The sequence below is a fragment of the Meishania litoralis genome, from assembly GCF_042611095.1.
Lineage (GTDB): Bacteria > Bacteroidota > Bacteroidia > Flavobacteriales > Flavobacteriaceae > Meishania > Meishania litoralis.
The window spans coordinates 1,946,949-1,970,384 of sequence record NZ_JBHFPV010000001.1 but is presented as its reverse complement, the minus strand read 5'-3'; the positions used below and the strand labels follow the sequence as shown (position 1 = coordinate 1,970,384).

The following is a 23,436-nucleotide window of genomic DNA, read 5'->3' as shown; positions in this document are numbered from 1 at the left end:
TCGGTTATTCTATTTTAGTATTGAACTGTTAACGGGCAGGTCCATGGCGGTGTAATCAAATTCTAAACCTGGAGTGAAAACGGAATTGCATTTCGTGGGCGCCGCAACGTTGAAATAGGATAGGTCGCTGATTTTTTTAATGAGCGAAAGTCCATCTGCATTAGATCCAAGATTGCAATTATAGATAAGTAGCTGAATATTGGTTCCCTGATAGAGTCCCTCCAACATGCCTAGTTCAAATTCATCGTTAAGCGTATCTATGTTATAGGTAATGCCTCCCATTCTTATTTCTTTATAAGTGGCATCGGTAAAAAGGTGGACCGTCTTAATCGATTTCTCGGCCAAAAGCACTTCGCGAATATCAGTCCACGGGTTCGTTTCTGAATCGAGATATAAAATTTGAACTTCGAACACTTGGGACAACAGCTGCTCTTTTTTAGAATAATCGGAATCAATTACCAAAAGGTCTGTTGCCTGCGAATAAACAAAGGTGCTCGCAAAAAATAATAGCAGTTTTGAAAATTTAGATTTTCTAGGGAAATAAGTAAGTTGCTTCATTCTGTAAGAATTACCGTTAAAATGTATGATATTATCGATTAACGTCTCTTTTATTAAAATATTGCTGTATTTACTTACTTATAGTGTCATCTATTATTTATTACTAAAGAAAGTTTAATTATATAGATATATTAAGAAATTGTTATTTTAATTGATTCGGGCCATTAAATCAATGTGGCCAGATGATGCCTTACATATGCACTACCTCAATCATTAATAGAAAATAGGAATTGAAAGCCAATAAGTAATTTAACAGTGCCAATATCAATTTGATCGGTATAATATCTTAATACGAACTTCTTATTGGACTTATTGATTTTGAAATGTGAGCACAATTGATACCCTAAGAATTGCGTTTAAAGTATAAGCAATAAAAAACATCTAATTGGCTTGAAATAGATTCGAAAATGATATTACCATATGTAATTCAAATCACAAAACCGTGTCTCCGCTATTCTGTTGTCAGAAGAAAATAGAAATTATAGTTTTTATTGTTAGATCCCCAAATTGCACAGTTAACAAGCATTGACGTAAAACTTAATGCACTCAGCTCGTAATCAACAACAAAAAGTTAATTCAAGATAACGGAATCTTTCTTCACAAAAAAAGTTTTCAAACTATCGGCAATGCCATTATCGATAAGAAGGTTAGGTCTCTTCGACCTTATATCGGTCAATATTTGCGGTGTGGCATTGGTTTCCCATAAATAAAGCCGCTCTAGCTTGGGCATTTCTTTCAATACTGTAATGCCTTTGTCGCCTATGTTTGTTCGGTAGGCCTTTAACAACCGAAGTTTTGCAAGGTTTTTCAAGTTATCGATCTCGGCATCCGAAATAAGTGTACGATCCAGTTCCAACCACTCCAAATTAACGCATTGCGAGACAACTGCCATTTCTTTTTCGCCGATCGGCAATCCACTAAGGTCAAGCTCCACAATATTTTGTGCGACCCTTTGCAGATCCATAATGTATTTGGGGTCATATTCAGGCGGCAGAAAGGCGGTAACGCTCAACGCATCAGAATCATTGGCGACCCTATTTATGGTGAGATAATCGGAAGACAAGTTCAATATGGTGCTGTCGGCAACTTTGGGAAGGTCTATCCACTGATTCTTCGGATCGGGTTCCATAAGTTTTTCGACCAAGGCCACCAGGGGTTCGTTATTTTTCAAATGATCCAATCTTAGGGTGTCGGAAGCACCCAAGGCGATCCATCGTTCAAGTATTTCAATTTCATAGGCTTCCAATGGCTTTTTGCCATCCGGGGGCATGTGTTCCTCTTCATCTGCCGGAAGGTGTATCCTTCGTATCAGTTCACTGGCCTCGGGGTCACCGGGAACAATTGTATAACCAACTTCGCCCCCTTTCATTAAATCGGCCAGACTGGTCATCAAAAGCTGTCCTTTTTGCTTATTCGGATTATGGCACGACACACAATTATTCTTCAAGATCCGCCCCACGATATGCTCATAAATCAGTGGGTTGTCAGGAATTTTTTCATCTTCCCTTTTTGCCGGAAGCGCCAAAAAATCCTCGCCATGGGTCACCATGCCGCCATAATGGCCCGTAAAAACGATCAAGCACGCCAAAATTACCTGTAATATCTTGGCGGCAATGTCTTTGCCTTTTTGCATGCCATGCACCCAATACCAAACGGCCGCAAGCAGGGCCACACCCCCACCCAGCCATTGGTGCCAAAACAACAGATCCCCTTTGTTCGTAGATTCCTTTCCCAAAAAAAATCCAGAGATAGCAGTAATCAGGGCAGTCAAGGTCGCAACGACCAATAATGACCTGGGAATGTTCTTTCCCGTCAATCCTAAAAATATGGCAATCAATAGGAGGACAATCGGAAAATGCAATATCAAGGGATGCCAACGACCGACCCAAGCGACGAGAACGGGCAATTCGATATACTTTTCAAAAACCAGACAGAAAATCAAGAAAACGGAAAGTCCGAAAATGGTGTAATCCACCCATTTATTTTTTGAAGTATGGGCCATAGATTATGCTAAGAGATCATTGATGACATTACCGGCCACATCGGTCAAACGAAAACGTCTGCCCTGATATTTATAGGTCAATTGCTCATGATCGAGACCTAAGGTGTGCATAAGGGTGGCGTGAAAATCATTGATATGCACAGGGTTTTCGACCACATTATAACCAAATTCATCGGTCTGGCCGTAATTGAGTCCGGGTTTGATTCCACCACCGGCCATCCAAATGCTAAAGGCCCTGGGGTGATGGTCACGGCCATAATTATCGGGGTCGAATTTGCCTTGGCAATAATTTCCACGGCCAAATTCACCGCCCCAAATGACCAACGTATCTTCCAACATTCCACGTTGCTTCAAATCCATTACCAAAGCCGCCGAAGCCTGATCTACATCCTTTGCCTGCCCTGCCATTTCATTGTGCAAATTGCCATGCTGGTCCCATCCCTGATGGTACAATTGAATGAATCGCACCCCGTTTTCCGCCAATCTTCGCGCCTGCAGCGCATTGGCGGCGTATGTACCGGGCACTTGACAATCTTCACCGTATAATTTGACAATCGATTCGGGTTCTTTCGAAACATCCATCACATCGGGAACCGACATCTGCATGCGATACGCCATCTCATATTGGGCAATACGAGACTCTATTTCATCATCGCCCGTTTCTACATGGTGAAGTTTGTTCAATGAAGAAACCTGATCCAACAAATGTCTTTTGTCAGCTCGCGAAATGCCCTCGGGGTCGTTCAAATAAAGTACTGGATCCTTACCTGAGCGTAAAAGAACACCTTGATGTTTTGAATCTAAAAAACCGCTGGACCACAATTTGGAATATAGCCCTTGGCTATTTCCCTTTCCCCTAGAGGTCAAAACAACGAACGATGGCAGATTTTTGTTCTCGCTGCCCAGACCATAGCTCAGCCAAGATCCCATACAGGGCCTACCTGAAATCTGGCTTCCTGTTTGAAAAAAAGTTATGGCCGGATCATGGTTTATCGCTTCGGTATGCATACTGCGAACTACTGTAATATCATCTGCTATTTTCGCTATATGAGGAAAAAAATCACTGATCCAAGTACGACTTTCGCCATGCTGCCGAAAATTCACTTTGGGGGGCATCAAAGGGAATTTATCCTGCCCTGCGGTCATACCGGTCAACCTTTGGCCATTGCGAATCGATTCAGGCAAATCTTCTCCCATTCGCTTTCGCAAAACGGGCTTATAATCAAACGTCTCCAATTGGGATGGGGCCCCGGCCTGAAACAGATAAATGACCCGTTTCGCTTTGGGGGCAAAATGTGGAATCCCTAATTTTTGCTGAGCTACCTGTCCGGTATTATTCTTAAATAGGTCAGGAATCAACAGGGAACCCAAGGCCAGTGAACCGATCCCCACACTAAGTTGTGAGAAAAAATGTCGGCGATTGACCTTTAGAGGGTTTTCCGATTTCGTTTTTTCTTCTTCCATAATCTTATTCTTTGGTTATGGTTTCATCCAAATTGTATATGACTTGAGCCGTCAACATCAAGGCGGCGGTCTTGACAGGGTCGGTTTTCGCGACGGGATAGTTACCCTGGACAACTAGTTTTTCCGCACTTTGTTTGTCAGCATCAAAATCTGCCCAGGCATTGGTATAATAGGTTTCGAGAAGCTCTAGTTCGTCCACGCTCGGTTTCCTGATCAGGATCGACCGAAATGTTTCGTCAACCATTTCTCTCGTATTTTCTTTTTCGCCAATCACAGTCTGCGCCAAGACCCGGGCAGCTTCCAAAACCTGCACATCGTTCTGAAGCGCCAATGCCTGTAGAGGTGTATTTGTTTTTTGTCGGCGTACTTCACAAAAATCACGTGTAGGAGCATCAAAAATGGTCATACTTGCCGGGGGTAGCGTACGTTTCCAAAAAGTGTACAATGACCGTCGGTAAAGTTTATCGCCCTCATCGGGCACATAAGTCGTTAGTATGCCGCGATTACCTCCAGCATTTGTTTCCTCCCATAAACCAGGGGGTTGGTACGGTTTTACGCTAGGCCCGCCGATTTCTCGATTTAAAATTCCGCTCGAGGCCAAAATATAGTCGCGTATCATTTCACCGCTCATTCTAAATCTTGGTGCACGGGCCAGTAATTTGTTTTCAGGATCCGTTTTTTTGAGTTCAGGGGTAAGTTCCGATCTTTGCTGATAGGTAGCCGAAAGCATGATTTTTTTCAAAAGATATTTAATATCCCAATCATGCTCCATAAAATCAACGGCCAGCCAATCCAAAAGTTCAGGATGTGTGGGCAGGCTTCCCTGCACACCGAAATCTTCGGCTGTCTCCACAAGGCCGCGACCGAATACCATTCCCCATATTCGATTAACGAAAACCCTTGCCGTAAGAGGGTTTTTTTTGTCGGTTACCCATTGGGCAAGCCCCAACCTATTCTGTGGAAGACCTTCGGGAAAGGGATAGATAGTTTCAGGGGTACCGGGCAAGACCGAGTCGGTCGGTTGGTCGTACTCGCCCCTATTCAGTATAAACGTAGTCTTGGGGGCCGAATCGTTCATCACCATCACGTTGATCTGTTTTCCTTTTTCCAATTTGACGAAAGAAAGTACGTCTTCGGTCTCCTTGTCAGAAATTGTGATGTAGGGCGGGTCGGCATAAAACTTTTGATTGGCCGCCTGAACGGCATCCATCTGCAGCCCTTTTTCATCGACCTGATTAAAAAATGAGAAAAGACTGAAATAATCTTTTTGCGAGATGGCATCATATTTATGGTCGTGGCACCGTGCACATTCCAAGGTTATGCCCAAAATGCCCTTGCCCAATGTATTGGTACGATCTAAGACGTAGTTGGTACGGTACTCTTCTTGAATGACACCCCCTTCTTGAGTAATGGGATGGTTGCGGTTGAAACCAGTGGCCAAAATCTGTTCTTTCGTCGCATTAGGAAGCATATCGCCTGCCAATTGCCAGGTCAAAAATTCATCGTACGGCAAATTTTCATTAAAGGCATGGATTACCCAATCGCGCCAAGGCCACATGCTTCGATAACTATCATCTTGGTAACCGTGCGAATCGGCATAACGCGCCAGATCGAGCCAAGCCTGGGTCATTCGCTCTCCATATTCGGGGGAAGCCAAAAACTCATCGATTACCTTTTCCAATAACTTATCTGAAGGATTTTTGATCAAATCATCCACAACTTTTCTTTTTGGCGGAAGCCCGGTAAGGTCCAAACTTATCCTTCGAATCAAAGTTTCGGTACCAGCCTTGGGCGAAGGGGCCAAATTACGATCCTCCAGTTTGGCCAAGATGAAGCCATCGATTTCGTTTTGTGGCCATTCAATATTTATGGTATTTGGAACCTTACTTTTTTCAGGAGTCTTAAAAGCCCAGTGCTTTTCAAATTTACCACCTTGCTCGATCCACTTTTTGATCAGTTTCTTCTCATAGGAATTCAGGGCCAGTTTTGAGTCTGGGGGCGGCATCAACATATCCGGGTCATCGGAAATGATATGCTCATAAATTGCACTTTTGCCCGGCTTGCCCGGCACAATGGGAAATCTTCCGGGGTTTTCTGGAAGTTCAGAATGGGCATCTTCGGCCACATCAAGTCTAAAACCCGCCTTGCGCTTATTGGCATCAGGCCCATGACATGTGTAGCAGTTATCGGAAAGTATCGGCTTGATATGAAAATTATAATCGACCTTATTCGGCAACACCATACCTATATAATCATCTTTTGCCGAATTGAAGACCCCACTTTTAAAAGCGTAGAGCAGCACTATCAAAGCGACCAAGATAGCAACGATTCCAATTTTTTGCTTCATACCCTTATTCCCTAGAACGCATTCTCTAAAGTTAGTGATTTCCGATCAAAAGTATCATGTAGAAATCGACGAGCACGTTTAATGATCAGTTCGTAAGAAAGAATCCCTGAAAACCATCGCTAATCCATTGAAGATGTTTGTGCGGCGCTTGTTCGACAATAAATGCGTTGAGACCCCTGATTTGATCAATTTTTTCTTTGGTCTTGCCTATTCCCATAACACTAAAGGCCGATGCATAGCCGTCGGCAAGGGTTCCTTTCGGGGCTATCACCGTGACCTGAATTCGTGAATTCAATGCCATACCGGTCTTGGGGTCCACAATGTGCGAATAGCGTATGCCATCTACTTCCAAGAATTGGTAAAGATCGCCCGAAGTGGCAATTGCTTGATTTTTGAGTTTTATCTTCTGGGCAACTTCCTTGCCCTCTTTATCGTAATAGTAAAACGCAAGTGTCCAGTATTCCATGTCAGGTGGGGGGTCACCCACGGTAATATCCCCTCCCATATCGATAAGTGCCGAATAGATTCCATGGGCCTTAAGAACTTCTAACGCCTCGTCGGCGGCAAAGCCTTTTCCGATACCACCCAGATCCAGTTGCATATTTTCCTTTTCAAGTCTGACTTCATCCTTCCCTAAAAAAGTAATATTGCGATGATCGACAACCTTCAGTGCTTTTTTGATTTCCTTGCTGTTCGGAAGTATTTTAGATTTTCGCGCATCTCGCCACAATCGGATCAGGGGTCCGGCCGTTATGTCAAACGCCCCTTCGGTGCTCTTGGCTATTTCCACGGATTCAAAAAGGGCCTCGAACAAATCGCCGCTAACCTTGACAGGTTGTTTGGGTCGTTGGCATAATTGGTTCAGTTCGCTATCTTCGAGATAATCACTTAAGATGGTATTGAGTTCATCGATTCTAGAGAATACAGCCTTCGAAGCGGAGTCTGCCACTACTGGGTCCGAGGCATAAAATACCAGTCGAATCTGCGTACCCATCTTTTGGCCTTCATACTCGAAGCGAATCTGCGCGCTCGTCGTAAAAACGACCAAAAATAGTGCAATTAAGAAATAATTCTTGAGCAAATGTAACCTGCCTTCGATTCGTTCAGCTTTCACTTTTGAAAACCAAATCGAACTTGACCGTAACATCATCACCGACGATAACCTGCCCGAACATGGCCGTCGGAGGTTCAATATTGAAATCTTTCAAGGCAATTCGATGTTCTCCGGAAATCTTGACCTCATCACTTGAAGCCAAAATTTTGCATTCAATATCGACTTTCTTGGCATTGCCGGCAATGGTCAAAGTACCTGATAGCACATTTTGACCTTTTACTTCATTGAGTACAAATAGTACCTTGGGATGTTCTTCTTTCTTTAGCGCATTGTACATTTTCTTATCCATGGTCGCACCACGCTCGCTTTTAATATCGGCTACATCGACCTGGAATTCGATTTCTTCGAGCGAAGTTCCCTGAGCCCTTAACTTACCTTGTATGGTATTTGCCGTGACCGTCCAATCGTGGACCGTCGAAGTACCTTCTATCGTTAGCTTGCTTTCAGAGGACAACCCATATGTTTCTTGGGCCATTAGCGGAGTGAGTCCGACCAAAACGAACATGAAAAAGACCACTACTATATTTTGCTTCATTCTTTTAGCTTTTTATTCTACATTATTCATCGAGCACTTTTTGCCAGAATTTCTTTTGTTCGTCCTCGCTGGGCTGAACTACCGGACTTACCAATCGGAACCCGACAAAGTTCGAATCTGTAAACCACCAAAAACTTTTGGGTATCTGGGGGTCCCTTTTCTGCTGTCTCAAACTTGATGCCGTTCTCGCGGCAGAACGTAATTTATCAGCATCATCATCCCAAGACCCACCCCGATAGACCCTTGGATGGATTACCATTGGCACGGCCCAAGGATTTTTGGTGTCCAACGTAGCATAGGCATCTTCTTTGTATTCATCGAGCGTCCACTCGGCAACATTGCCGTGCATATCGTACAATCCCCATGCATTGGGTAATTTACTGCCCACCTGAGCATATTTATTACCTGAGTTTTTATAATACACCGCGTATTGGTCTATCTCGTCTTGATTATCTCCGAACGAGTAGGCCGTTTCAGTACCCGCTCGTGCCGCATACTCCCATTCCGCCTCTGTCGGAAGTCTGTAAAATTTTCCGGTCATGTTACTTAACCACTTACAGAATACCAGTGCCGAATAGGTGCTCATACTCACTGCCGGATAGCCATCTTTGCCCATACCATATGATGGATCCTCATAAGGTGGACTTGGGCGGGAAATGGCATCGATGCCCTGGAGTTTCTCAGCTTCTAAATTTTGAAACAATTTTTGGTTCTGTTTAAAGAAGAGTTCGAACACATCCCAGGTAACCTCGTATTTTCCCATCCAAAAAGCATCTAGGGTCACTTCCCGCTGCGGTCCTTCGTCGGCCTTTCGATCCGGTTCGGCATCCGTACTTCCCATGGTAAAACTTCCTTCAGGTATTTTGACCATGTCAATGGATATGTCGGTTTCGGGAATTGTTTCAGAATAGGTCTCGACCATGCGGGCTTCTTCGGTCTTTGTTTGCCCTGAAGTAGACTCTTCAACAACTTTGGTCGTTTTGCAGGCTATTCCAAGAACAAGCATTCCGAGAAAGGCATATCTTAACGGGCTATAGCCACAGAACTTTTCGACAGCGGATTTTTTCAAAAATTGAGTTTTAAGTTTTTACTAAGTATCGCAATTTAATCAATTTGGTCGGCTAATCTATACATTTAATTCTATCTTCCCGTATCGCACAAAATCCATATGCTAATACCCGATGCCCTGTTTACAGTGGCTTGAAGAAACTTTTGTTCATTGTAAGCATCAATTTTGAAAGCCATATGCAAGTTTTGCACACAATTATTACATTTGGAACGTTTCTTGTTAAATTTATACAAGCAAAAATCAATCAAAATGAAACAAAGTATACTGATTTTCCTGATGGGGCTGATCTCGTTCAACATGTTCGCACAGAAAGAGATTACCGTAGAACTCGAAAAATTTACAGAAATAAAGGCTTTTGACCGAATTCAGGTAATACTGATAAAGAGCGGCGAAAATAAGGTCGTGATTAGCGGAGAGGATCGTGATGAAGTAGAAGTAGCCAATAAAAATGGCCTTTTGAAAATCAGAATGGAATTGGGCAATCATATGGATGGAGGGGATATAGAGGCCAAAGTATATTATACTGAAAACCTCAGTCTCATAGATTCGAACGAGAATGCCAAAATCAATTCCGAAGATACCTTGACCGGTGATTTCTCAAGAATTGCGGTACAGGAAGGAGGCAAGGTCGACCTCAAGGTCAACATTGACAAACTCGAGATAAAATCGACTTCAGGTGGCGAAATAACCCTGACAGGCAACGCCAAAACCCAAGAAGTGGTGGCCAATGCAGGGGGCAAGGTCTTCAACGAGAAATTGAACACCGAACAAACGACCGTGACCGTTAACGCAGGCGGTAGGGCCGATGTAAATGCTACAGATAAGGTCACGGCCAAAGTCAGGGCGGGCGGAACGATCTATATTTATGGCAACCCTAAGGAAGTGGACAAAAACAAAGTTTTTGGAGGGAAAATCAAAATAATGGATTAACGGCTGCTACTGCCCAATATCCCTGATTTCAAAGCCAATCAGCTGCGAAGCCTCGAAGCGAGGTGTTACCTCAATGGGGTTGCAGCACACCTCACAGTCCTCAACATAAGTTTGAAGAGGTATCGACGAATCCAAAAGCATCGAAATCTGTTCCCAACAATAAGGGCATTGAAAAAAATGCTCGTACATGGTTTTGAAAGACTAAAAATCGACGTTCAAGAGTTGTCCCGTCAATTGAAGCAATTGCAATTCGGCCAACTTGGCGTCGTATTTGGCCAAATTCTTATTGGTAAGCGCATTTAGAAGGTTAATCTGGGCCTGCCTGAATTCTATCGAAGTGATCCTGCCCAGTTGAAATTGTTCTTTTGATCGTTCGAAATTGTTCTGGTTGGTAATCACATTTTGTTCTTGAATCTCAAATACGTTTAATCGATTCTCATAAATGGCCATTGCATTCTTAATGTCACGATCGACCTCCAACGCTACCTGCTCCTTTAACAATTCTTGATTTTCATAGGCTATTTTCGAATTCTTGACCCGTACGGTCGTACCTCCCCCATCGAAAAGATTCCAAGTCAGACTAGCGCCCAAAACGAAATTCCTGGTGTTCTCATTATTTGTGCCCGGAAAAAATGCCGAGGCGGCAGATTGATTCAAATTCCAACCATAGGCGCCGTTCAAACCCAATGTCGGCAGATAGCCCGATCTGTTCACCTTGATATCATAGGCATTGATGGCCAAGTTCTTCTCGGTCTGCAACAACGCCACATTGTTCAACTTGGCCTGGGCCATATATTCTTCAAGTTGAAGTCTTGGTATAAAGTTGACCAAAGTATCTACCTTAAATGACTCGTTGAGACTACGGTTCAGCACTACGTTCAAATCTCGCTTTGTATTTGCCAATTGTAATCTTGTACTTAAAAGATTTATACTGTCATTGGTTACATCGACCTGGGCGTTCAAGATATCTAGCTTGGTGTTCTGACCATATTCAAAGGCATACTCGGCTCTTTTGATGCGTTGGGTAGAGATTTCCAAAGCCTCTCTCAAAACATTTTCGTTCTCGGTGAGCCTAGCAATTTCAAAATAAACACTGAACAACTGCAACATGGTGTTCTCAATGGTTTCCCGGGCCTGAAGCTCACTTAGCTGATATTGCTCCTTTAAACGCTTATAATTATAAAAACGGCCCAGCCCATCGAACAGCACATAATTTGCGTTCAGCGAAGAATTATACCGTTGTGCCTCGGCTTTATAGATCTGAACATCGGCCCTAGGAGATCCATCCGCATTAATCTGTCCAGGAAATTCAATGGTGTTGTCATCTCTTTGATAGGTTGCCCCGGCATTGCCTGTTAACGTAGGCAAAAAACCGGTATTAAGTACACTTTTGTTGTTCTCTGCAATTTCAACCTGATTTTTGGCCACCCTTATCCCAAAATTATTCTCAAGGGCCATACTTACCGCTTCATCTTTGGATAATAGTTTTTCTTGGGAAAAGACCATCCCTTGGCCCATCAAGAATATGAAGAGGGCAAGCAATTCAATTTTTTTCATTACAATTCTTCGCTTTCAGTTTCTAAGGAAGTTTTTTTGGTGCTTTTCGAAGTATCGGATGGCTCTTTGTGACTACTACCGTTCAATGAATGAGGCGCCCTGATCTGCATATGCATCTCTTCTTGCTGCTCCTTAATGGCGCGTTCGACTTCTTCCTTACTTATATCTTCGCCTGTTTTCAACCACTTCGCGCTCATTTTTATTCGATTATTAAATGCCAGAAATATCGGTAGCATCAACAATGTCAGAACAGTGGCAAAGCCAATACCATACGCTATGGCAATGGCCATAGGCTTCAAGAATTGAGCCTGTCTGCTTTTTTCCAATAAAAGGGGTGCCAATCCGGCTATGGTCGTTACCGATGTCAAAAATATGGCCCTGAACCTCGAACGGCCCGCCTCAAAGATCGCGTCATCGAATTTCATACCCTCACGAAGATTGCCGTTGAATCTACTGATCAGCACAAGACCATCGTTTACCATAATACCAATAAGTGCTATGATGCCCAACATTGAAAGAATATTCACCGGAAAACCATGTATCCAATGGCCCCAGGCCACGGCGGTAAAACTAAAAGGAACCAAGAGAAGCAATAACAAAGGCTGGCTAAAACTTCTAAAGGTAAAGGCAATAGTGATATAAATCAATAAAAGTACCGAAAGACCTGCGACCCTTAACGAAGCGGTCATCTTATTGGCTTCACGGTTCTGCCCTTCGTAAGAAGCGGTTACCGTCGGGTATTTCGATTGTATATCTGGCATGATCTCGGTACGGATCTCGGCCATAATATCCGTAGCACTTGTCGTCTTATCGTCTTTAATATCGGCAGACACCTGTATTTCACGTTGCCCTTCCAAGTGGTTGATCGCAACGTCTCCTCTTTCAATGGTATAGTCGGCAATTTCTTTTAAGGGCACCTTACTGCCAGTGGGTGTTGTAATGCGCATTTCGTCAAGATCGGTGATCGAGGAACGGTTTTCCCTATCATAGCGTACCCAAACACGGATTTCATCCTGCCCTCTCTGAAAACGCTGGGCTTGAGTTCCAAAGAAACCGGCACGGACCTGATTCATCACGGTTCGCAAATCCAATCCCAATGAGTAAGCGCTTTCTTTAAGCTGTAGCCTTATTTCCTTGATACCGGCTGGATCATTATCGGCAACATCTTTCAGAAGAGCATTGTTCTCCAAATTTGATTTCAATTCGGCCTTGGCCGCTTTCAACTCTTGAATATTATTCCCAAGAAGGGATACCGAAACCGGACTGCCCCCAAAATTACCTCCTGAACCATAAATAAGGCTCTCGACCCCGATAACCGGGCCTACCAGTTCTTGCAACCGATTGGTCACCATATCAGATCTAATGGCATCGGGCCGTTCTTCACCCGGTAGTAGGTTGATTACCAAAGTGGCCGCCGATGAACCCGGACCAATGATCCGTATCGTATTTTCGAAAAGTTCTTTTCCGGAACCCTGTAAATATTTCTCGGTCAGTTCTTGGTTAACGATAGCCGATTTTTCCTCGATCAGGCCAATAATCGAATCGGTGACCTTTTCATTGGTGCCATTGGGCATCAAAAGTTCGACCGCGACCCTATCACTGGCTATTCTTGGAAAGAACGCTGTTCTGACAATCCCACCTCCCATTGATCCAAATGTCAATATCAAAGCCATCATAAAAAAAGCGAAGGTCAAAATCTTATAACGTAGGGCAAACCGTAAGGCAGGGCTGTATAGCTTGTCGCGCATCCACATCATAAAACGGTCGCCCATTTCGTTGATTACCCTTAAATTGGCAAAGGCTTTTGCCAACCCCTTCTTTGGATTTTGGTCCAAAGGTGCAAGAGCCTTGGAATGTGCCAAGTGAGCGGGCAAAATAATCAAGGCCTCAACCAAAGAAACGACCAAGGTCAGTATAACGATGACCGACACTTCGCTAAAGAACTCCCCTATTCGACCATCAAGAAAAAGAAAAATTGAAAACGCCAGTACCGTCGTAATTATGGCCGATACTATAGGAGGAATAACCTCCATGGTACCATCTATTGCGGCTTGAATGGGTGATTTACCCTTTTCATAGTGTTGATATATATTTTCGGCAATTACTATACCGTCATCGACCAAAATACCGATAACGATAATCATACCGAAAAGCGAAAGCACATTAATAGTAACATCGAACTGGCCCGCAAAAACGAACATTCCCAGAAAAGAAATCGGTAGTCCAAAGGCCACCCAAAAAGCCAGTCGAGTGTTTAAAAACAACGATAGGAACACCAACACCAATATCATTCCGATAATGGCATTTTCGGTCAGCAGCTCAGTGCGTTGGGTCAAGGTCTTAGATTGGTCGCTGACCACATCGAGCTTAATATTATTGTGTTTTTGATTAAAGTCTTCGACATACTCTTTGACCTTTTCAGCCGCACCTATCAAATCTTCGGTATTCGTACTTGTTATTGAGGCACTTACGGCGAGATTACCATCAAAATAAGAGGCATTGGGCGATTCGGCAAAACGATCTCGAATAATGGCAACGTCTTTCAAACGAACCGCACTGCCCGAAGCATCGGCCCTTATGATCAAATTGGAAAGCTCATCACCGTAGTAGGAACGATTATTGGCACGAATCAAATATTCTTCGGCATCAGTCTTGATATTGCCCCCGGTTACCAGAATATTGGCATTGGCAACAGCCTGTGCCACCTCATTGAATGACATATTGTAGGCCAATAAACTGTTTTCGTTTACGGCAATCTCGATTTCCTCTTGAGGATAACCGGACATTTGAATCTGTGAGATACCATCGATGGTGCGCAACTCGTTTTCAACTTGTCGGCCTACCTGCTTCAAGGTAGCCAAGGGTACATCATCGCCGCTTATGGCAAAACTTATGGTCTGCCGAATGGCTTCCAATTTTGATACGACCAACGGTTCCATACCCGTAGGAAAAGAAGGCACCCGATCAACCGCATTCTTGACCTCGAGGAGCATGAAATCGACATCCCTTCCCTTTTCAATTTCCACGTTTATAGTACCACTGTTCTCCCTTGCCGTCGATGTAACGCGGTCTACGCCTTCGAGACCTTTCAAATTATCCTCAATTTTTAGAACAATACCTTCTTCGACCTCTTGAGGAGATGCCCCAGGATAGGTAATACTAATGGAAATGTTTTTTGAGTCTACAAGAGGAAAAAATGAAGAGTTGAGCGATAAGGCACCGAAAATTCCAAAAACGAAGAACGCCAGAATAAAAACGTCTACGGCTACGTGGTACTTTATAAAATAGGATATGATATTCCTCATTATTCCAGTATCGATGTTTATTCGCCAAAAACCTTGACCAGCATGCCCGCATATGCACCTACAACAGGTTTTGAGACTATTGTAATGCCTTCGGGCACATCCTTAAGGACTACTTTTTTGTTCGAGAAGTAAACCGGCCTTACGTCGATAAGGTCCAAGACCGAGTCTTTAACAACAAAAATTCTATCATTTTCAAGTAATAGGCCCCGATCGACCTCTATGGCGTCAGTTTCTTTTTTAGCGCTCAAATTCGCCTCTAAATACATTCCTTCCTTCAAGCTTTCATCTTTTACTTCAATGAAGGCCTTTATGGTCTGTGAGGCTTGATCGACATTACCATTGATTCTGGATACAGCACCTATATAGGTTTTATCACCCTCTAAATCCAAGAGTTCGACCTTCTCGCCCAACTTGAGCAAATCGCTATAGGTCTTGCTAACGGCAACCTCTAATTCATAGACATCGGTATTGATGAACTCGCCCAGTTTCTGCCCCGAACGAATCAATGATCCCTCAGTGACCAAAGCTTCGGTCAGCACTCCATTAAATGGTGCGGAGATCCTATATTTGGCCAGACGCTGTTCAAGATTCTTAACATTATAGTAGCTCGTCAAAATACCCCTACCTGAGATGAAATACTTCTCTTTATCCGAAATCATTTCAGGAAGTTTAGGCGTGCCCTTGGCCATATCGAAACCATTCAGGTACTTTTGCCATTTGTCGAAGATCTCAGGGTAATCTAGGCGTAAATCAGGCATTATTGAAGTAATCTGATTGTAAAGATTGCTTTTAGCGGATTGCACAGAGGCGGCATATTCGTCCGCGTCGATTCTTATAATTGTTTCTCCGATCCCGTATTGCTGCCCCGGTCTAAAAAGTTTGTTCCCTTGGTTGAATACACCCTGTACTTCTGAGTAAAGCTCAACCCGTTGTTTGGCCTTCAAATTTCCATTGGCCGGCACAACGATATCTACGATGCCGTTCTTGACCGTATCGACAAAAACGGTCTTAACGACCTTTTCAGGTCGTGGTTTGGGCATGTTCTTACTATTGACAATGGCAATTGCCCCGTATATCGAGGCAATAATTAAAAGTACCCCTAAAAAAGATAGTATTATTTTTCTTTTGTCCATGTAATGCTAAGGTTGGCCCTGGATTAGAGTACAAAACTAACTATTGGTTTAAGCGCCTTTAGTTAAATATATCTTAAATAAAGTAAGGTCGGCAAAACAAAAAAGGGATGCCCATGGCTATCCCTTTCAATCGAATTTTGTTTGGACCTCAATATTCTATGGACGCTCAATCATTGTCAATATCGTCTTCAAATTTCGTGTCAGCCATTCTTGTCTTGCTAAAGTTTATGTCCTTGAAGTCATTTTTGTTATTATCATCATCATAGTCGAATACCAAAAATTGGTGCGAATCCATCATTTTTAAATTTTCGAAAGAATTGAATTGGTTGTTCTGGATCTGAAACACCTCCAGGCTGGCCAATTGACCAAACTCTTCCGGAATGGCACCGGTCAATCGATTGTTGGCAAGTACGAGTTCTTTCATCTTCACCAAATTACCCATCTCCCGTGGTATGAATCCATATAAATCGTTCTCGAAAAGCCCAAGGCTTTCAAGCTGCACCAAATCTCCCAATGTACTGGGAATTTCTCCGGAAAGTGAATTACTTGATAAATTCAATATTTTCAGATTACTGATATTTCCGAGTCCTTCGGGTATGTTTCCAGAAAGAAAATTGTTGAACAACGAAAGTTCTTGAAGATTTTCCATGGCGCCGATACTTTCAGGAATCTCTCCCTTGATCTTGTTCATCTCCAATTTAAGTACTTCAAGATTACTCAACAAAACAATGCCTTCAGGTAGCTCGCCGGTAATATTGTTAAAGGCAAGATTGAGCTTGGTAAGGTGCTTTAAAGCTCCAAGGCTATTAGGCAGGGCGCCCATCAAATTGTTCCTGAAAAGGTTTATTTCGATAACATGGCCCTCTTCAACCTTAACACCGTACCAGTCGGAAACCTGTGCGTTTAGGTTCCATTTTTTTATCCAATGGTCTCCATTGGTACTTTCATACAAGTCCAATAAAGCCTTTTTCTCCGCCTTAGGAACCTTTGCCAAAGCTAAGGGCGTCATAACCAGGCACAGCGCAAAAAAAGCAAGTAGTTTTTTCATAAGCCTATTATAATCGTTATCTCAAGAAATCGAATTTTAAAACTCGCATTTATTCAGATTTTACTTACAAATATTACTATATTATAGATAAAATTCAAATAATAATCGGTGAAATACCCATTTTTGTTGTGAAAACCACGTTTTATGTTGTAAAGCAAAAATCATCCTGTGATTATCAGGTCAGTTCGATAGCTCTTCAATCTTTAGAGTAATAGTTTCCCAATTTTCCATGAGTTTTTCCAAATCGGTTTTTTTCTTTTGATAGTTTTCAAAAAACTGCGGCCGGGCGATGGTTTGATCATAGTTCATGAGCAATTCATGATCTATTTCAGCAATTGTTTTTTCAAGTATGGCTATCTTGCTTTCGGTCGAACTAAGCTTGTTCTTCAGTGATTTGATCTCTTTCTGGTCCTTAAAAGAAGTTCCCTGGTTTTTATCGAGGTCGTTTCTATCGGAACTACTCGTCATTTCCTCCTTTTTTTCAATGGTCCTGAAGTTTTCGGCACTTCTTTCCTCAAGATAATAATCGATGTCGCCTAAATACTCCTTGATCTTCTTGTCTTTGAATTCGTATACCTTGTTGGTCAACCCTTGCAGAAAATCACGGTCGTGAGACACAAGAATCAAGGTGCCCTCAAAATTTTGCAGGGCTTGTTTGAGCACATTTTTAGATTTAATGTCCAAATGGTTAGTTGGTTCGTCCATAACAAGGACATTGAAAGGCTGCAAGAGCATTTTAGCAAGGGCCAATCTGTTTCTTTCGCCTCCTGAAAGCACTTTTACGTATTTCTCCACATCATCGCCCCTAAAAAGAAAAGATCCCAAAATATCGCGAACCTTGCTGCGGTTCTTTTCGTTAGCGGCATCGACCATGGTATCCAAAACCGTTTTCGAACCCTCTAGATATTCGGCCTGGTTCTGGGCGAAATAGCCTATTTGCACATTATGGCCTAGCTTTAAATGCCCTTGATAATCCAAATCACCTACAATGATTTTCGCCAAAGTCGATTTACCCTGTCCATTCTGGCCAACAAAGGCCGTTTTGCTATCGCGTTCGATGAGCAGGCTTATGTTCTCCAATACCAAATTGTCACCATAACTTTTTGTTAGGCTTTCGATCTCAGCTACTACTTTTCCTGGTGTTATGGAAATTGGGAAGCGAACGTTCATGACCGCATTGTCATCTTCATCAACCTCGATGCGTTCCATCTTATCCAATTTTTTGATCATCGATTGGGCCATTGAGGCCTTGGTGCTTTTTGCCCTGAACTTTTCGATCAATCTTTCGGCCTGTTGTATCTCTTTTTCTTGGTTCTTTTGAGCGTTCAACTGTTGCTGCTTGATCTCTTGCCGCAACTTCAGATATTTGGAATAGGGTTTGTTATAGTCGTAAATGCGGCCCAATGAAATTTCGATCGTTCTATTGGTAACATTGTCCAAGAACATTTTGTCGTGCGATACGATGACCACCGCGCCAGCAAAGTTTTTCAAAAATTGCTCCAACCAAATAATCGATTCTATGTCTAAATGGTTCGTAGGTTCGTCCAATAAGAGCACGTCATTACTTTGCAATAAAAGTTTGGCCAGTTCAATTCGCATACGCCAACCGCCCGAAAAAGTGTCCGTTCTTTTATTGAAATCCTCACGGCTGAACCCAAGCCCTAGAAGTATCTTTTCGGTATTGCCCTGATAGTTGTATCCTCCTAAAATATCATAACGATGGGTAACTTCGTTCAGATCGACCATCAGTTGATGGTAAAAATCACTTTCGTAATCGGTGCGATCGACCAATTGCTGATTGATATCATCTAAGCGTTGCTCCAATTGTTTTATCTCATGAAAGGCCTGATAGGCCTCTTGCAATACCGTTCTACCCTGCTCAAAATCGATATCTTGCCGAAGAAAACCGATTTTGATTTCCTTCTCGATAGCAATCGTGCCTGAATCGAACGGCATATCTTTCGATAATAATTTTAACAATGTAGACTTGCCGGCGCCATTTTTACCGATCAGCCCGACACGATCCCCACCGTTCAGACGAAATGATATTTCCTGGAATAGATATTCGCCTCCAAAGGAAACGGAAAGATTATGGACGTTCAGCATTCTTTGTAATAATAGTCACATTCATTGCCCTTGCAATGCTTTACCTTTGCAAAAATATTTGCAAATGTTAAAAAAAGGAAACAAACTCTACAGCATTTTAACAGGAACTTGCCCCAAGTGCCATGAAGAGAGCATGTATCTCGACAAGAACCCCTATAACCTGACGAATATCTTTAAAATGTACGATCGGTGTTCACGCTGCGACACCAAGTATAAGATAGAACCGTCATTTTTTTATGGGGCGATGTACGTCAGTTATGCGGTCGGAATCGCCTTTGCGGTCGCGGCATTCGTTATTTCATATTTGTTCTTGGGAACCTCATTAAGATATACCTTCGTAGCCATCGTGGGCACGTTGATCCTATTTTTGCCCATAATCATCCGTACTTCGCGGAATATATGGATCAACATATTTGTGAAGTATGACTCCAAGGCCACCGATGTTCAACCGGAGTAGTGTTTTTTATTAAAACGTGCGATATACATTTCGGTAGCTATCGGTTCTTCATTTTCAATGTGGCCGTAAAGCTGTTTCGACGCATAAGGTGCGATCAGTACTCCCCTCGAACCGAAGCCGTTCAGAACATACAAATTATTGTATTTCGGATGCCTGCCTATCACCGGCCTTCTATCGATTGCCACCGGGCGTATACCGGCTATTTGGTCAATAACTTCGTACGAACATTTAAAAATGGATTCCCACTTTTTCAAAAGCTCTTTTTTTGTTTTGATCGTCGGTTCATTTGTTTCATCGCATCGGTCGTAATTTGCCCCGATTCGATAGATGTCATTCCCTTCAGGTATACAGAATATGGCAGATTTAATGGCTTGGTCTAATTTCAATTCAGGTGCCTTTACGAATACATATTCACCTTTGTTACCGGCTATGGGAAGATAGTTGAAATATGGGTTTTCTTTAATGCCAAATCCCTCGCAAAAGACAATCTGTTTGGCCTTGGCCGATCCATATTCGATATGGTTTTCATGTATTATCAATTTGTCGAAATTGAATTTTTCCCACAGCAGCGATCCCCTGTTTAGTAGATATTCCCGATAAGCCGAAATCAACATTTGGGTATTGACCCTTACGGTCTGTTGTACTTCGCCGAAACCAAACGGGGCGTCAATATAAGCATTGGCATTCATATGGATATGGTCTGACAAAAACTCCCTCAACCCGTTTTTGTCGCAAGCCGAAAACCATAGATTCTGTTCCTCGACCGATATAAAACGACGAAATACCTTCATTGGGCAATAAAGCGAAATTTCAAGTTTTTTTTCCAAGCCTTGATAGAAAAGCCTGGCCAGAGCCATCTGTTCTTTGGCCTTCCATACAAGTTTGAAACGTTTTAATATCACCGGATTGATCAATCCGGCGGCCACACTTGAAGAGACTTGTGAATCGTCACTGATTACCTTGAACGATTTATTGTTTCGGTCCAGTGTCTCTGCAAAAGAGATTCCCGCCAAACCGGAGCCGACAATAAGATAATCAAGCATTGGGCAAAGGTAAAAAATTGGAGGGTATCGCACTCCCTGTCACTAAAATTTCGCTCCAATGACAAAAAAAAATCTTTCAAGCTATTCACTGGGAGGTGAAACTGTTGGCGACCCAATATTTGTCGATTAACTTTTAAGCACAAAAAAACCTGACTAAAAATGTCAGGTTTTTTTAAATATTTGAATTGGAATTCTTTATGCTAGTATGCCCACATATCTTGTTCACGATCTCGAATAACCTCTTTGATCCTATTGGCTTCCAATAGTTGAAACAAGGCATTGTCGGCAATATAGTCGTTTACCGCCCGGTCACCGTGTACGTTATCTTCTTTATAGATAATCGCTCCGAACCGTCTTGCGTTCAACAACATATCGAATGATATCGGCTGTGCCGAATTACGTTGGTTAAACACCTTCGCTTCGTGTAAAATCTGCCGTGCGTCAGGATACCATACCCAGAAAAGTTCTACTTTGTTCTGATCCGGATCCATCGACTCATCACCGATAAAGTTTACGTCGGGAGCCACTGGGGCAATACCCAACAAGCGATATTTTAATTCTCCCTGTCGCTTGTCGAAGTACCACATACCTTTGATACGGTATTCTTCGATATCGGCGGCAGAAAGATCTCGCCTGATGACATATTCGGCGGAAAGAGCTTCGCCTGCATTTAGCTGCTCATAACCGTAGTCGGTCGTATCTACGCTTTGCAAGGTAGCCTGTAAATCATTGAACTTTCGCTTGTCGGTGAAATACGAATCGGCATAAACTTCAAGTTTTCCGTTCTTAACGTTCTTGATCAGCACGTCATACAATGACCTTCTATCGGCCCCGATGTCTATGGTATCCGTAGGATAGTACAACGGAAAATTGACACGCTCATCAAGATCGATGACTTCCCAAACGGTCTTCGACCATAGGATGTCGCGATCATCGACATAGCCATACTCCAAAGGAGCGTCATTGTCCATGGCCTTTTGGGCCTCTGTCTTCTTACCGATATCCTCGGGCTTCTTGGCGTTCAAGATATTCGCCTGGGCCATCATGGAAATCGGCAACAATGCAACCGCACCGACTATTAAAACATTCTTCCAATTCATGTTTATTTCAATTTAAAATTACCGGACGACTTCTAAGGCCGTCCGGTCAATTAATACTACTAGTTTGTAATCTCCACTACAATAGGAGATACTTTCTTCAATTTGTAACTCTTATTATTAGTGATATAAGCTTCTACGTCAAAGATCTGAACCGCGTCACCTCGCTTGGCCCTTTTCAAGGCATTCTTGGCCCTTGAGTCGAGCTTGTTCCCATTAACGGCTACCGTTGGTTGACCTGGCACCTTGAACTTAAATCCACTAACGGCCAAGTTCAAATCAAAATCAAAGTCTTCCAACATCGCACCGATGGTAGCGATTTCCAAGTTGTTTCTCGGCAACTCAAGGTTTCCGGCTTGTTTGCTAACCGTACCAGAAGGTCGCGGAATATCCTTGATACGAAATTCGGATTTAGAGGATACCGTTTGGCCGTCAGGCAATGTACCTGAAGCCGTAATCGTTACCGTTCTTCCCTGTTGTGGGTTCATTACATATTTGCTTCCGCTGACCGATTTCAAACCTGGGGCCGAGGCACGAACCTTGTTATTAGGTATACCGGGAATCGAAATCGACATTGGGTTGGCCACACCGCGATAAACAACGTTCATCTTGTCGGCGGCTATCAAAGCGGCATTAGGCTTGCTTATGGTAGCAAATGTATTCTTAACGGGAACAGGGATTTCCTCACCATCTTGCATGAAGAACAAAGTACCTTCAACAGTATGGTCACCAGGAGCACCTGCACCGACCAACATTTTAACGCCTCCTTCTTCCAAACGATAATCTTTTCCATCGGATAATTTTCTTCCGTCCAACGTCAGTTCGGCCCTAACGGGAGTCGACGTTTTGTCGGTCTTGCTAATGATTATTTTACCATCGTACTGCTCTCCGCTATAAAAGGCAGACTTAGTGGCCATCAAAGAAGTTGCAAAATTCTTCAATGAAACCTGTTCGGTCAACTCACCGGCCAACATCGTTTTCAAAGCATCTTCTTCGGTTGCCTTGATATCGGATTGAAGCGCTGTCAACTTGGCCAACGAGGCCACCAAAGGAAACCCTTCATAGTGGTAGTTGATCCAATCTTGCTTGGTTCCGTCACGTTTTTCAACTTTGCCATTGGCATCGCCGGTTTCAAAACGATCATTGACTGAAGCTTTTATTCCCTGTGGAACGATAGCGGCAACTTGCGTACGGTAATCGTTGATGCGCTGCATAAACTCTTTACCGCCTTCACCCAATTGGTCGCCTTGAAAAAACTTCTGGTCCAACCAATCCGATTTATCCATTACGGCGTAGTCTTTAGGGTCTTCGACCCCTTCCATCATACCTTGCTTCAAACCTTCCAAATAATCATAATAGTCCTTCGACAACTGCTTGATTTTCTGGGCGTCTTTGTAAAGCTTGTCATATTTGGCCGCATCTTCAGATGCTTTCGTTTCAAGACTTGCCAAGAAAGCCTCATTGCTTTCCATTGTCTTGCTGTTAGAAGCTTCCATCCTTTCGTTCATTATTCCGAAAGCAGCTAGAACTTCCTTACTCATATTTAAGGCCAACATCGCGATGAAGATCAAATACATAAGGTTGATCATCTTCTGACGTGGCGTTTGCTTTCCTCCTGCCATGTTTTCTAATTAGATTTAATTATTAATTTGATTTGGGTTTATTGTACTA

The 23,436-nt window shown here is 42.9% G+C and carries 18 protein-coding genes; 2 read left to right on the top strand and 16 right to left on the bottom strand.

Going from position 1 to position 23,436, the window contains the following annotated elements; all coding sequences use genetic code 11:
• Nucleotides 1–9: 9 nt before the first annotated feature.
• The 7 genes from ACEZ3G_RS08770 to ACEZ3G_RS08740 all read right to left on the bottom strand — a co-directional run bounded on the left by ACEZ3G_RS08770 (nucleotide 10) and on the right by ACEZ3G_RS08740 (nucleotide 9,089).
• A complete protein-coding gene (locus ACEZ3G_RS08770; RefSeq protein WP_432425064.1) occupies nucleotides 10–558 on the bottom strand; it encodes a DUF4347 domain-containing protein in 549 nt (182 codons plus the stop codon).
• A gap of 571 nt (nucleotides 559–1,129) precedes the next feature.
• The gene (locus ACEZ3G_RS08765; RefSeq protein ID WP_432425063.1) at nucleotides 1,130–2,560 is read right to left on the bottom strand and encodes a c-type cytochrome domain-containing protein; all 1,431 of its coding nucleotides are present in this window, start codon (nucleotides 2,558–2,560) and stop codon (nucleotides 1,130–1,132) included.
• 3 nt (nucleotides 2,561–2,563) lie between these two features.
• Nucleotides 2,564–4,024 (bottom strand): DUF1501 domain-containing protein, encoded by a 1,461-nt coding sequence (locus ACEZ3G_RS08760; protein WP_432425062.1) that lies wholly within the window; start codon nucleotides 4,022–4,024, stop codon nucleotides 2,564–2,566.
• Nucleotides 4,025–4,028: 4 nt separating this feature from the next.
• Nucleotides 4,029–6,371: a PSD1 and planctomycete cytochrome C domain-containing protein gene (locus ACEZ3G_RS08755; RefSeq protein WP_432425061.1), complete on the bottom strand. Its 2,343-nt coding sequence runs from the start codon at nucleotides 6,369–6,371 to the stop codon at nucleotides 4,029–4,031.
• An 85-nt stretch (nucleotides 6,372–6,456) separates the two neighbouring features.
• Nucleotides 6,457–7,485, bottom strand: a complete 1,029-nt coding sequence (locus ACEZ3G_RS08750; protein ID WP_432425060.1) for an FAD:protein FMN transferase — start codon at nucleotides 7,483–7,485, stop codon at nucleotides 6,457–6,459.
• The gene (locus ACEZ3G_RS08745; protein ID WP_432425059.1) at nucleotides 7,475–8,020 is read right to left on the bottom strand and encodes a YceI family protein; all 546 of its coding nucleotides are present in this window, start codon (nucleotides 8,018–8,020) and stop codon (nucleotides 7,475–7,477) included. Before ACEZ3G_RS08745 ends, ACEZ3G_RS08750 begins: the two co-directional genes overlap by 11 nt.
• A gap of 22 nt (nucleotides 8,021–8,042) precedes the next feature.
• The gene (locus ACEZ3G_RS08740) at nucleotides 8,043–9,089 is read right to left on the bottom strand and encodes a formylglycine-generating enzyme family protein (protein ID WP_432425058.1); all 1,047 of its coding nucleotides are present in this window, start codon (nucleotides 9,087–9,089) and stop codon (nucleotides 8,043–8,045) included.
• Between the two features lie 249 nt (nucleotides 9,090–9,338).
• Between ACEZ3G_RS08740 and ACEZ3G_RS08735 the strand changes: the two genes are divergently transcribed.
• On the top strand, nucleotides 9,339–10,019 hold the full coding sequence (locus ACEZ3G_RS08735) for a head GIN domain-containing protein (protein WP_432425057.1): 681 nt from the start codon (nucleotides 9,339–9,341) through the stop codon (nucleotides 10,017–10,019).
• A gap of 6 nt (nucleotides 10,020–10,025) precedes the next feature.
• Here ACEZ3G_RS08735 and ACEZ3G_RS08730 read toward each other — a convergent pair whose 3' ends face one another.
• The 6 genes from ACEZ3G_RS08730 to ACEZ3G_RS08705 form a co-directional block, all read right to left on the bottom strand.
• The gene (locus tag ACEZ3G_RS08730) at nucleotides 10,026–10,208 is read right to left on the bottom strand and encodes a CPXCG motif-containing cysteine-rich protein (RefSeq protein WP_432425056.1); all 183 of its coding nucleotides are present in this window, start codon (nucleotides 10,206–10,208) and stop codon (nucleotides 10,026–10,028) included.
• 12 nt (nucleotides 10,209–10,220) lie between these two features.
• The gene (locus ACEZ3G_RS08725) at nucleotides 10,221–11,576 is read right to left on the bottom strand and encodes a TolC family protein (RefSeq protein ID WP_432425055.1); all 1,356 of its coding nucleotides are present in this window, start codon (nucleotides 11,574–11,576) and stop codon (nucleotides 10,221–10,223) included.
• The gene (locus ACEZ3G_RS08720) at nucleotides 11,576–14,881 is read right to left on the bottom strand and encodes an efflux RND transporter permease subunit (RefSeq protein ID WP_432425054.1); all 3,306 of its coding nucleotides are present in this window, start codon (nucleotides 14,879–14,881) and stop codon (nucleotides 11,576–11,578) included. Before ACEZ3G_RS08720 ends, ACEZ3G_RS08725 begins: the two co-directional genes overlap by 1 nt.
• A 17-nt stretch (nucleotides 14,882–14,898) precedes the next feature.
• Nucleotides 14,899–16,014, bottom strand: a complete 1,116-nt coding sequence (locus ACEZ3G_RS08715) for an efflux RND transporter periplasmic adaptor subunit (protein ID WP_432425053.1) — start codon at nucleotides 16,012–16,014, stop codon at nucleotides 14,899–14,901.
• Between the two features lie 166 nt (nucleotides 16,015–16,180).
• Nucleotides 16,181–17,062: a leucine-rich repeat domain-containing protein gene (locus ACEZ3G_RS08710; RefSeq protein WP_432425052.1), complete on the bottom strand. Its 882-nt coding sequence runs from the start codon at nucleotides 17,060–17,062 to the stop codon at nucleotides 16,181–16,183.
• Nucleotides 17,063–17,242: 180 nt separating this feature from the next.
• Nucleotides 17,243–19,168, bottom strand: a complete 1,926-nt coding sequence (locus ACEZ3G_RS08705; RefSeq protein WP_432425051.1) for an ABC-F family ATP-binding cassette domain-containing protein — start codon at nucleotides 19,166–19,168, stop codon at nucleotides 17,243–17,245.
• 64 nt (nucleotides 19,169–19,232) lie between these two features.
• Between ACEZ3G_RS08705 and ACEZ3G_RS08700 the strand changes: the two genes are divergently transcribed.
• The gene (locus ACEZ3G_RS08700; protein ID WP_432425050.1) at nucleotides 19,233–19,625 is read left to right on the top strand and encodes a DUF983 domain-containing protein; all 393 of its coding nucleotides are present in this window, start codon (nucleotides 19,233–19,235) and stop codon (nucleotides 19,623–19,625) included.
• Here ACEZ3G_RS08700 and ACEZ3G_RS08695 read toward each other — a convergent pair.
• From ACEZ3G_RS08695 to porM, 3 genes are all read right to left on the bottom strand, one after another.
• A complete protein-coding gene (locus ACEZ3G_RS08695) occupies nucleotides 19,613–20,668 on the bottom strand; it encodes an NAD(P)/FAD-dependent oxidoreductase (RefSeq protein ID WP_432425049.1) in 1,056 nt (351 codons plus the stop codon). The two genes, ACEZ3G_RS08700 and ACEZ3G_RS08695, sit on opposite strands and share 13 nt — an antisense overlap.
• Nucleotides 20,669–20,868: 200 nt before the next feature.
• Complete coding sequence (porN, locus tag ACEZ3G_RS08690; protein ID WP_432425048.1) at nucleotides 20,869–21,768, bottom strand: type IX secretion system ring subunit PorN/GldN; 900 nt, start codon at nucleotides 21,766–21,768, stop codon at nucleotides 20,869–20,871.
• A 59-nt stretch (nucleotides 21,769–21,827) separates the two neighbouring features.
• Nucleotides 21,828–23,387, bottom strand: coding sequence for a type IX secretion system motor protein PorM/GldM (porM, locus tag ACEZ3G_RS08685; protein WP_432425047.1), 1,560 nt, complete (start codon nucleotides 23,385–23,387; stop codon nucleotides 21,828–21,830).
• Nucleotides 23,388–23,436: the final 49 nt, after the last annotated feature.